This window comes from Klebsiella sp. GG_Kp146 (assembly GCF_040061975.1).
Classification (GTDB): domain Bacteria; phylum Pseudomonadota; class Gammaproteobacteria; order Enterobacterales; family Enterobacteriaceae; genus Klebsiella; species Klebsiella quasipneumoniae.
The window spans coordinates 158,227-169,703 of sequence record NZ_JBEAHA010000009.1 but is presented as its reverse complement, the minus strand read 5'-3'; the positions used below and the strand labels follow the sequence as shown (position 1 = coordinate 169,703).

10 protein-coding genes and 3 pseudogenes are annotated in these 11,477 nt (G+C 44.8%); 9 read left to right on the top strand and 4 right to left on the bottom strand.

The annotated features are described in order from the left end of the window. Positions 1-643: hypothetical protein (locus ABLU95_RS11385; protein WP_335807710.1), on the bottom strand; the 643-nt coding region annotated here is incomplete at its 3' end. A 689-nt stretch (positions 644-1,332) separates the two neighbouring features. On the opposite strand from ABLU95_RS11385, the pseudogene ABLU95_RS11380 reads away from it, so the two are divergent. The 7 genes and pseudogenes from ABLU95_RS11380 to ABLU95_RS11350 form a co-directional block, all read left to right on the top strand. Beyond that, positions 1,333-1,545, top strand: a pseudogene (locus tag ABLU95_RS11380) (DDE-type integrase/transposase/recombinase); the annotation flags it as partial. Positions 1,546-1,555: 10 nt separating this feature from the next. Further along, a pseudogene (locus tag ABLU95_RS11375) lies at positions 1,556-2,470 on the top strand (IS66 family transposase); the annotation flags it as partial. A 317-nt stretch (positions 2,471-2,787) separates the two neighbouring features. Further along, entirely contained in the window at positions 2,788-3,255 is a 468-nt protein-coding gene (locus ABLU95_RS11370; RefSeq protein ID WP_335272421.1) for a hypothetical protein, read from the top strand. Continuing rightward, the gene (locus ABLU95_RS11365) at positions 3,242-3,715 is read left to right on the top strand and encodes a ProQ/FinO family protein (RefSeq protein ID WP_348879586.1); all 474 of its coding nucleotides are present in this window, start codon (positions 3,242-3,244) and stop codon (positions 3,713-3,715) included. The genes ABLU95_RS11370 and ABLU95_RS11365 overlap by 14 nt, the downstream gene beginning before the upstream one ends. An 18-nt stretch (positions 3,716-3,733) precedes the next feature. Beyond that, positions 3,734-3,829 (top strand): annotated as a pseudogene (locus ABLU95_RS11360) (IS3 family transposase); the annotation flags it as partial. A 259-nt stretch (positions 3,830-4,088) separates the two neighbouring features. Next, on the top strand, positions 4,089-5,960 hold the full coding sequence (locus ABLU95_RS11355; protein WP_335272423.1) for an AAA family ATPase: 1,872 nt from the start codon (positions 4,089-4,091) through the stop codon (positions 5,958-5,960). Continuing rightward, complete coding sequence (locus ABLU95_RS11350; RefSeq protein WP_335272424.1) at positions 5,957-7,684, top strand: ATP-dependent helicase; 1,728 nt, start codon at positions 5,957-5,959, stop codon at positions 7,682-7,684. Before ABLU95_RS11355 ends, ABLU95_RS11350 begins: the two co-directional genes overlap by 4 nt. Before the next feature lie 675 nt (positions 7,685-8,359). Here the strand turns inward: ABLU95_RS11350 and ABLU95_RS11345 are convergent. Then, positions 8,360-8,911, bottom strand: coding sequence for a hypothetical protein (locus ABLU95_RS11345; protein ID WP_348879590.1), 552 nt, complete (start codon positions 8,909-8,911; stop codon positions 8,360-8,362). Positions 8,912-9,009: 98 nt separating this feature from the next. On the opposite strand from ABLU95_RS11345, the gene ABLU95_RS11340 reads away from it, so the two are divergent. Both ABLU95_RS11340 and ABLU95_RS11335 read left to right on the top strand, forming a co-directional pair. Continuing rightward, the gene (locus ABLU95_RS11340; RefSeq protein ID WP_335272425.1) at positions 9,010-9,342 is read left to right on the top strand and encodes a helix-turn-helix transcriptional regulator; all 333 of its coding nucleotides are present in this window, start codon (positions 9,010-9,012) and stop codon (positions 9,340-9,342) included. Continuing rightward, positions 9,272-9,520: an MbcA/ParS/Xre antitoxin family protein gene (locus ABLU95_RS11335; RefSeq protein WP_348879583.1), complete on the top strand. Its 249-nt coding sequence runs from the start codon at positions 9,272-9,274 to the stop codon at positions 9,518-9,520. Before ABLU95_RS11340 ends, ABLU95_RS11335 begins: the two co-directional genes overlap by 71 nt. Positions 9,521-9,883: 363 nt before the next feature. Here the strand turns inward: ABLU95_RS11335 and ABLU95_RS11330 are convergent, their stop codons facing one another. Further along, positions 9,884-10,276: a hypothetical protein gene (locus ABLU95_RS11330; protein ID WP_335272427.1), complete on the bottom strand. Its 393-nt coding sequence runs from the start codon at positions 10,274-10,276 to the stop codon at positions 9,884-9,886. Between the two features lie 97 nt (positions 10,277-10,373). After that, on the bottom strand, positions 10,374-11,381 hold the full coding sequence (locus ABLU95_RS11325; RefSeq protein WP_335272428.1) for an NADP-dependent oxidoreductase: 1,008 nt from the start codon (positions 11,379-11,381) through the stop codon (positions 10,374-10,376). Between the last annotated feature and the right edge of the window lie 96 nt (positions 11,382-11,477).

Below are 11,477 nucleotides of genomic sequence, written 5' to 3'. Positions count from 1 at the left end.
CTACTGCTTCTACTGCTTCTACTGCTTCTACTGCTTCTACTGCTTCTACTGCTTCTACTGCTTCAGTATCTCCAACAGCCTTATGAATGAAAATGATGTGATCGATGAATGAGGGATTTTCTTTAGCATCATCATTTCGCCTATCCCCATGTAAATTATGAATATGTCCTATTTCATGCAAAACAAGAAATACAAACATTGCTTCCACTAACATATCAAATGCTTTTCTATGTGTTTGATCATGAATCCACCAATATTGATCATTCGCCCACTCGAATTCACCCCCATTTACCCATAGATGCACATTGTCGCGCCAAGGTTCGTAAAACATTTCATTAGGTTCATTCTGGCGACGCTCTGCTCCTAACATCATGGCTGAAGTACGAAAGATTAGTTCCAACATACCTTTGTAAACTAATACGCACTGATGTTTATGAATAGCACCTGCCTGAGCTTGAAAACTATCAATTAAGTAAAAACACGAATAAATGCCTACATATTTAAGGCACAAGTTCTTCCCAATGAAATCTAATTGCTGGTACAGGTAGTCTTCTTCAAATGAGAAGTCAAAAAAATTTTCGCCAGTCCTTGAAAAGATGTTTTGTTGAATATATTCCTCTACCGAACTTTTATGATTTTGCATTGGCAGTGTCCTTAATCACGAATATTGAGCATGATTTCTTACACTTCATCTCAATGTGTAAGTAAAATCATAAACAGCACTACATAACTAAATAGTTGGTCATAATACAGCAACCTTTTTAAAGCTATGTTTTCCTTTTGGCAACAGACTGACCCTTTTCATAATGTGACGAGCCTACTGTATACAGTTTTCACATTGTCTGGCAATGGTTATTTCGGGTTATGGCTGTCATGCAGCGCCTGCCACCGACGTTCAATATGGTCATATAACTTTCAGTTAAGGCCGTCTAATGTCCGCTCCTCGCTCACAGCAGACCTTCAGCGTCACGTGTTTGTCTGCTGTGTGCCAAGAGCTGAATCTGGAGTGCCAGAGGTCCTCTAAAAATTGATGGTTCGTTTTGCAGGGATACTTACAGATTCAGATGATATATATCAGTAATGTAATTTAGGGGTAGAGCATCTAGCTTTTCAGCAGGAATGATGTGTCCTAAGATTGATGAAATTTTTAACGCGAGCAAACGTTATGGCAAAAAAGCTAGAGCAATGGAAAAAATACACTTGCCGTTGAGAAAATTGTAGAAGGCATGAATGCTACATCATCTAACGCACGAAGGCTTCTGAACGATGCCTCTGCTTTGTTTGATTTAGAACGCTATCCCTCTGCTACCTATCTACCGTATTTACCACCTTAAAGGACTGGCGACTGAGCGGTTTCCGCTTCTCCGGCCGGATGCGCCGAACCTGACATGGTCGATGGATTTCATTATGGATGCACTGACCAACGGTCGCAGGATCAAGTGCCTGACCTGCGTGGATGATTTCACGAAGGAGTGTCTGACGATCGCCGCTGCTTTCGGTATTTCAGGTGTTCAGGTCACGCGTATTCTGGACAGCATCGCACTGATTCGGGACTATGGAGCTGAGTCGCTCACTGCTGTCGGGCTGGGTGGATGCATGTTGCCGGCTGCTGTCACCGCTGGAAGAGGCGCTTCGGAACTATGTGCTGACTGACGGCAAGCTCCACGCCGATGACACGCCCGTCCCGGTGCTGTTGCCCGGTAATAAGAAGACGAAGACCGGTCGGTTGTGGACATATGTTCGTGATGACCGCAACGCCGGGTCAGAGCTGGCACCTGCCGTGTGGTTCGCTTACAGCCCGGACAGAAAAGGCATCCATCCGCAGACCCATCTTGCCGGCTTCAGCGGTGTGCTGCAGGCGGATGCGTACGCCGGGTTCAACGAGCTGTACCGCAATGGCCGGATAACGGAAGCCGCCTGCTGGGCTCATGCCCGCCGCAAGATCCACGATGTGCACGTTCGCACGCCATCGGCGCTGACGGAGGAAGCCCTGAAACGTATAGCCGAACTGTATGCCATCGAGGCTGAACTACGGGGAATGCCAGCAGAACAGCGCCTTGGCGAACGTCAGCAGAAAGCTAAACCGCGACTGAAATCCCTGGAAAGCTGGCTGCGTGAAAAGATGAAAACGCTGTCGCGGCACTCAGAGCTGGCGAAGGCGTTCGCATACGCCCTGAACCAGTGGCCGGCCCTGACGTACTATGCCGACTATGGCTGGGCTGAAGCAGACAATAATATCGCTGAAAATGCCTTGCGGATGGTCAGTCTGGGTCGTAAAAAATTCCTGTTCTTCGGCTCTGACCATGGTGGTGAGCGGGGAGCTCTGCTGTACAGCCTGATCGGGACGTGCAAACTGAACAGCGTGGATCCAGAAGGCTATCTCCGTTATGTGCTTGACGTCATAGCCGACTGGCCAGTCAACCGGGTCAGCGAACTGCTACCCTGGCGTATCACACTGCCAACTGAATAACATATCCCCGTCAATACGGCTCACGCTGTACGCTTACGTATCAAGACCTGCTAATGCAACTTCAAGATCACAACACTCATCATTCACAGGTTGATATTCTTCAACATCCCGGTAGATATCCGAATCTGTAGTCTGGAGTAATTCCTTAAAATGTTACAGCATCGAGTGGATACAATGTCTGAGAACGATGCCATTTTCGATAACATAGAGTGTTGTAGTCTACATAGCCCCTCCCATGACGAATCGCCAGTTTGCATTGAACTACCTGTACATTTCCTGTTTTATATCAGCAGATACCCAAACCACAGCGGAACATTATGGAAAAAATCATTCCAACAGCAATTCAGTTTATCAAACTTGGTGAGGCTGGTGAATGGAAGCAGCAGTGTCAGTCAGATGGTACGCTTCGGTTTGGTTATCATGAAACCCCGAACAGTCTCTGCGTTGAGGGACGATGGGAAGATGTTCATGATATATTGCTTAACATCCGTGATAGACAGAAAGTAGTCGCGACCAGTGACGTAAGGCAGATTAAAACTTTTTACAGAGCAGGCACAGAGACAGTATTCATCACCCTTTGGGGCGGTTTTCTTTACTGGTGTCTTCCCACGGGTCAGGTATGTGATACCGATCCGGCAACACTGCAAATATGGTTTGTCCCCGAGCTGCTGGAGAGTGACGCTGATCTGCTGCTCATCAACGGCGCGAAGATGGGCCCGCCTATGAAGCCGGTTAACTTCACGAACCTAGTGGAGCGCTGCGAGGGCTTTTATGGGAAAGCGTAGCGAATACTACCGCCACTCTGCCCATAAGAAGTGGGCAGCACTGGATGCGCGACGAAAGAAGCGGACCGCCCTAAAGGGGGCACCACAAGTTCAGTTCAACATTTATCAGTCAATGACCGCCGAGCAGCTGCTGGACAGCGAGACATTCCGAAAGAAACGCGGACGCACGTTCCTGCGTATCTTGTGGCCGTCACTTTTCAGCCCCCGCAAGCCGCTTAAAATAGGGATTGATGCTGACCTACGGGAAGATCTGGCGCGGCGTGGTCTGGCAGACCTTGTGGAACAATTATCAAATAGCCTTGCGGACTATTGCCACGGCATAAAATATCTGGCGACCGTAGCTCAAGGGGAACAGCGATTTGATCTCGACGGCAACCCAACAGGCCCAATAAAGTCGGGACACAAGGCTTGGGCGCGGCAGATGCTTGCTGCATACAAACGGCAGGACAATCTATTTTAAACAACGCAAACTTTATTTATCTTCGATTACATTGAAGTGTTTTACAACCGGGCCCGCCGCCACAATCATCTCGGCGGCGTCAGTCCGGAGGCCTTCGAACAGGCCTCGTCGTGAGGACAGAATCTGTCAACGGGCATGGGATCAGTCCAGTCTGCTTCGTGCAAAGGGTCAGACCTTTCTATATAAAATTGTATCTCAAAAAATTGGACGCAGGTCAAAGAATGTGTGCTTATTCACTAATGCACGTAGTGATAAGATGACAGTAACTCAAAAATCATAATTTGGCTTGTAATCTGTTTGTCATTCAAGTTGTAAGGATTTCATACTTTGCGTTATTTATTATTTAGAAAAGCATTATAGGATAGGGGCCTTTATGTATCTTGCAGAGCTTACGATAAAGAATTTTCGTAAATTGCGTGAAGCCACGCTGAAATTTCAACCCGGTTTAAATGTTCTGGTCGGCCCAAACAATGTAGGGAAAAGTGCAGTAATCGATGCACTCCGGACGCTTCTTGCAGGTCATGATGAGATTTATCCTCGCCTCGATAGTTCTGATAGGCACCGGCCATATGAGGGCGAGCCAACTGGTGATATCAGTTTTCATTTTATCTTCCGAGATCTTAACCTTGAAGATGAAGCTGACTTTATAGCTGCTCTCAAGCCAAATGGGGACAAGGACATGGAGGCGCACATTCATGTCCAGTATACCGATATGGATAAGACGGGACGATTCAAAGTCCGGCGCTGGTGTGGTGATCATCCAGAAGTTTCGCTTACCTCAGATATGATGGAGAACCTTCGGGGGGTCTATCTCCCACCTCTCCGCGATGCAGCACAGGGCCTTCGACCAAATCGTAACAGTCAACTGGCTCGATTACTCCATCTGCTCACCGATGATGCTGGTCGTGACGCGATAAATGCGGCTTTGAAGCAACTTGACGAAACACTTAAACAAGACAAATCCATTCAGAGTACTCATGACGCGATATCATCCAGACATGATTCCATGATGGGGGCTCAGTTAGCGCAGGAGCTTGCCGTCGGGCTCAGCGTGACTGATTTTCAGCGTCTATCTTCCCGATTGACCCTGACGGCTGAGGCCATGGAGATTGAGAAGAATGGATTGGGCTTCAACAATCTGATCTTCATGGCGGTAGTACTCAGTGAATTGGCTAAAAATACTGATTCTGCATTCAGGGGGTTGATTATTGAGGAACCTGAAGCGCATTTGCATCCTCAACTGCAGCGCGTATTGTTGCACTACCTTGCAGGGATTCCAGCGGGTGAAGGCGAAAAAACTGTACAATTATTTGTCACCAGCCATTCCCCAAATTTTGCCAGTAATTCTAAGCTGGACTCTCTTGTATGCTTGATCGAGAACGAAGGTGGCGTCGAGACCTTCTTCCCACGTGATATCAAATTTGAGAAGGGAAAACGTGAAAAGCTAGAGCGGTATCTGGACGTAACTAGGGCCGAACTGTTTTTTGCACGCCGGGTGATTTTTGTTGAGGGCGCAGCAGAACTCATGTTGATTGACGCGCTTGCTAAGAAGATGAACTTTGATCTCAGGCAATATGGGGTCAGTCTGATTAGTGTTGAGGGACTTAATTTTGACTCCTTTCTCCCGCTTTTTGGAGAGAATGGGCTGCGAATCCCCGTCGCAGTAGTCACCGATGCAGATCCATTTGAAGTAGAAGTTGAAGATGTGGTTGAGGGAGAACAGGCTGAAGAGGAAATTGACGACTTACTTTCTGAAGCTGCCTTCGAGGAAGAAATAGACGCTCCTGACGATGAAGAACCTGCTGGCAATGCTAGGAAAAAGAACAAAGTAAAAAGGAAAGAGGTGTACCCTGCGTTAGGAGATCAGGTACGGTTGTCGGCAAATACCATCAAAATGAAAAATCTTGAGGATGATTTCGTTAAGATTTTTCATGGATTGAAAACCTTAGAATATGATCTGGCACTCATTGAGGCGAACCGTGACCTAATGCTTACTGCATTAGCCGATCCACATCCAAAAATATCTCAAGCTCTGCGTAAGATAGTTGATGCCCAGCCAGATAATACCGCAAAAACTAAAGCGTTGTTCTGCGGTATGTTTGAGCGAAAAGGCAACGGCAATATTCAGAAAGGTCGGTTCGCCCAAGCATTAGCGGAACAGATTTCGAAAGAAAATGATCTTGAAGTTCCGGATTACCTCAAAAGAGCTATTCAGCATGTCTGTAAGGGAGTGGTCAAGCCGTGAAACTATCAAAGGAACAGATAGATATTATTGAAGCGCCGTTAGGGCCAATTGCTGTCACTGCGTGTGCAGGAAGCGGGAAGACAGCGACAGCCATTCGGCGCCTGATCGCCATTCGCCAGAAAATGCAGAACAGTCGCGGTCGCGTTGTGCTGCTGTCTTTCTCCAATGTCGCTGTCAATACCTTCAATGCAGGATATGCGGAACTCGCAGCTAACCTACCGGACGATGCAAATCGTAGAAGAGTGGAAGTCGATACACTTGACGGGTTTTTTACCAAACATGTTTTACGTCCCCATGCCTACAGGACTATGGCTGCGTCTCAGGCTGCATACCTGGTGTCAGGTTCGGAACCTTTTCTTGCTAGGTTTAAATATTGGTGTGAAGGTCATCCTCCCCTGCCATTAAAAGACATAAAATTAATCATACGGGATGGGGATTTCGTTTTTTATTCTGATACAAGAAATTCCCCTGAACTTCTTGATAAAGTTAAGGTTTTAAAGATCATTCATGATCTGGGACGTTTAGGGGCTTATACTCATGAGATTGGTCGGTACTGGGTGTATAGGACCCTGGATTCTCAACCTGCAGTGTTGAGGGCGCTAGCAGCCCGCTATCCGCAAATACTTGTCGATGAGTCTCAGGATTTGGGAACACTTCATAAGGAAATCTTAAAGCTACTCATTGCCGCAGGGGTTCAGGTTTCACTTATCGGGGATGTTAATCAGGGGATTTATGGCTTCGCTGGTGCTGACGGTGAGTTCCTGAATAGCTATGAGGCTCGTGCAGAGGTGATCGGCTACAAACTCACTCGCAATTATCGTTCCCTGCCTCCAATCATAAATATCGCCAACGTTCTTTGCGGGCGTCATGACGAACCAGACCGACTGGAGGAGCAAGGCGGAGCATATTTCATTGGATATAAGGATTCAGAACTTTCAAAATTAACTGACGCCTTCAAGACCCATATTGATGAGTTAGGCATACAATATCACGATTCAGTTATCCTCTGCCGGGGCGCAGACAGAGTCACAGTAATCGCGGGAAAAACACCTCCGCCAGGACAAGGTATAGTCAAGGTGCTAGCAGAGGCATCGCTTTTAAGGGATCAGCATAGTGACTATCATGGATGCTTTAAATTGGTCTGCCGGGCTATCATTAACTTACTGGAGGGTGTACCTCATGGACTCAGTTCCAGACTTCAGGAGTTAACATATGATGACGAGATGAAAGAACTTAAGCGGCTGCTATGGTGTTTCAGTCGCAGCGCGGATGTAGGACTCCCCTCATCAGCCCTAATCGCGAAAACAGACTGGCACTCCAGGCTATTAACGAATGTCAGAGTGCTTCTCGCAGAGATTGAAAAACACTACGGATATAAAGTTGCTGGAAAGGTGGGGACTAAACTCACAAAAAAATTATTATTGGATCAGCCACTGGCCAGTGCAGTTTCGACTCAACGACATGGGCTTAGAGTCGAGACGGTTCACCAGGTTAAGGGGGAATCTATCGACGCAGTTATGTATGTGGCCAAGAAAGCCAATATCAAAGCGCTTCTTTCAGGTACAGGTGATGAAGAGGGACGTATCGGCTATGTCGCAATCACTAGGGCAAAGAACTTGTTTTGGCTGGCTGTACCACAATCATGCTTAAAAGAATTAAGGGAGAATCTCATCAATGCTGGTTTTCAGGAACGGATCAAACCTGCCGTCATTGGTCCTGCCTGAATTGAAATAAACGGAAAAAAAGGCTCATGCTGAGTTTTTATTCGCTATTCCTCTTGGATTGGAGATTTCTTAACTGTCACTTGTCTTTATGTTATTGATTTATATATGGAAGTGTAATTAATTTGCTTTCAGAATTGCTATGATTCGGAACTCCGCTAATAGTGCTCAACGGAGTCTATGACTTTGACTTTTTTTTCGTTCCTTACTGGGGGGATTAACTGTTAATTGTTCATGAAAAGGTTCCCATGTTTCAGTTAATTTGTTTCGATTATTTCTGTGGAATTTAAAATTGCTGAGTCTGAAGCATAAATAAAAATTGTATTCATTTGAATCATAATGCCTGTTAGCCTGATTGGTTCAGGGGTATTTCCGCTGTATGTATTAAGTCATATTTCTCATTATACCCAATAAATATAGTTAAGAGACAGTTAACGTCGTGGTTCTGAACTGGCGTTATATAATTTTCTACCCAGAGAAGCGTACTGTCCGTGAGGTCACCTGAGTAAATATATAAAGCTAGTTCATAACCATCATGGCTTCTGCCCACAAAATTTCAATTAAAATGAAAACTCATCTTCTCTTACATTTGGCTTAAGGTATTATAATTAAATGAGAGAGTAAGTTGTCTTCATTAGAGGGATTTAAAACTAAAAGTCATTATCAATATTTGTTTATCTAGTTATCTGTTTTTTCCATTATTTTTATAAGTGTATTTATTTTTTCATTTATCCTGATGTGTCTTTTTGCTTGCTCGAGAGATAACTTTTGGAACTCCTTTTTTCTGGCTGGGACTTCAATACTCAATTCGTCATAAATCTCTTTAACTCCAGAAATTTTTTCAAGCTCATCTGTGTATTTATGAATAAGGAGCTTCAATGTTAGTTTCATGTTTTCATTATTTTTACATTCGGTTGACGTAGTAGTCTGTACTGTAGTAATTGATGCTTCATCAATTAATTCAACATTAACTATAGCTGTTGTGAAAGCCTGCGTTACAGAATATAAATGTTGATAAACTCCTTTCTGCCTTTTCTTCGTTAACAATCCTCGTTTTACGAGAATTTGCAGTTGATTGTAGGAAAATGCTTTTGCTTTAAAAAGTGTTTTTTGTAATAAAAAACGCTCAATCAGTACGTTAGCTATATCGCTGCTGGTGAAATTATTCCTACCAAGATAAATAATTGCTGAAAATATATACGACTCAGTGTTGGTTACTCGATTCATCATCATGGGTGAAATAAGGCTGTAAACTTAGGATTGCTAAGTATACAACAATGACAGATACTTAGACAATCTAAGTATCAAGGGTTGATGAAGATGAGCAAGTGTCAGAAAAAAATCCGATACCAGAACGGCTTAAGGAGGCCAGAAATAGGGCTGGAATTTCTCAGCGTTCTCTGGGGATCCTTGTTGGTTTTGATCCTTCATCGGCCAGCAGTCGTATGAACCACTATGAGAAAGGACGACATGTCCCGGATATAGATACCCTCAGGCGGATGGCTGCGGAGTTGAATGTACCTTTGAACTACTTTTTCTGTGATGACCAGACGACGGCGGAGCTTGCATTGCTCATATCTCAGATGACAGATGAAGAGCGGGTCAACCTTATCGAGACACTCAAAACGTCATCTGGTGTTAACCATAATGACAAAAAATGATGTGCTTCAGCATGCTACAGCACTTTTTGAAGGTGATGCAGTCACCGTCTTAAGATGGTGTAATGAACCCAACAGGGCATTAAACTGGAAAACCCCTGCTGAATTATTTGATTCAGAAGAGGGGAGAGCGATGGTTACTGCACTCATTATACGAATAGAGCACGGTGTCTGTTCTTAACCCTTGCATCTTCTTGTAGAATATTTTCTCAGGACTGATCTGTAACTTTATGCTTGTATCAAGTATATTTTCTTAAGAGAGTGAGCGCTGGGCTGTTCTCGCTACCATGATGCTTTGGGTAAAATAAGGTCATATCACCGATGGCAGTGTTCACGAAAGAATATTATTTATTTGTCTATGACCAGTTTCACTTCATGTGATTTTTGTCCCGGTTTTCTGTTATCGACAATTTGTCCTTGATCAAAATGCTTATTTCCATTTACCTTGTCTTAACCTGGGAAACTTTCAATGTCAGGACTCAATGGGAGAGTTGTGTAGGGAGAAAAAACTCCCAACAATAATCTCCCTACGCTAACGAAAAAATTATTTACGACGGAATGATATGCCTATTTTTATATGGCTAATGGCCAGAGCTATCTCAATAAATACCGCTACCAAAATGCCCGAATTAGCCCGACCTGTATAAAAATCCATGAGTCCATCAATGGCAATAATCAAGCAGGCTGTGATGAGACCCGAAGACATTGCGTATCGAGCTGGCGAGGGAGGGGAGCTCCTGACCAGCCAGAACATGACACAAAGTCCGGCATAAATAGCTGCTGCTCGTCGGCTAACGAGGCCTGCAGCTTCGCTATATTCCACGCCCCAGCCGGTCAGTGCTTTTTCAGGAAAAAACATCCAGATCAGTGTAAGAACAAAAAAAAGTGCTGACGTGATACCGGACAAGCGACGAAATGAAGAGTTAGGATTTTTCACAGAGCCTCTTTATCGGTTAGGCGTATGTAGTATTAAATAGTGCACTCATTTATCAATTTGATGAAATGAATAGGTTGTAGGAAGTGCCAGATAAAACTCAAGGGCTGACAGGTAGTTCTACAACCACTTTTCCTTTAGCATGTCCAGCCTTAAGGTATGACAGAGCACTGAGCGTCTCATCGAAAGTAAAAACACGATCAATGACTGGTCTTATATGTCCGGCATCCACCAGTGTTGAGATGGCAGCAAGCTTACCTCCATCTGGGTGAACAAAGTGAAAGGTATACTTGACGTCACGACGAGCGGAAAGTTTATGAATTTTACGACTCATTAGCCAGAACAGGGCCTTCATTATAGGATTCATGTTTCTCTCACGAGCAAATTCGCTGTCCAGTGGACCGATAAGTGAAACAATCTGGCCTCCTGGTCTGAGTATTTCAACCGATTTTTCGACACTGTCACCTCGTACGGTTCCCAGCACCATGTCATAGTCTTTGAGAATCGTTTCAAAGTGTTGTGTTTTATAGTCAATTACCTGCTGAGCCCCCAGCGATCTGACAAGGTCAACATTACCGGCACTGGTAGTGGTGGCAACTGAAGCTCCCAGGTATCTTGCCAGTTGGATAGCAAAGGTACCGATACCGCCTGAACCCGCAGGAATAAACACTCTCTGACCTTCACTTACGCCAGCTCGTTCAAACGCCTGCCAGGCGGTCAGGGACACCATAGGCAGTGACGCTGCGTCGGTAAAACTTAATGACTTAGGTTTTAATGCAGCAGCACTTTCCGGCACAGCGGCATATTCTGCCAGTGAACCTTTATTCATATCGAACAGACTTGCGTAAACGGCATCTCCGTTGCGAAACCGCGTGACTTTACTACCGGTTTGCACTACGGTTCCAGCTAGATCGCTGCCCATGACGGCAGGTAATGTAAAATGTAAAACCGGTTTAAACGTCCCCTCAGGGATCATATAGTCAATGGGATTAAGGCCAACGGCATGAATCTTTACCAGGATTTCGTTCTCTTTAATCACCGGGCGGGCTATAGTTTCAAAATCCAGATTGGCTCGTTTGCCATAACTTTTTAGTACAAGTGCTTTCATTTTTTTTTCCTGAGGTTGGCAGGCTTTTCAGAACGTATACATCAGGTTAATGATGTCTGTTACCATTTTTATCTGCTATGGCGTTTATAGTTAAGA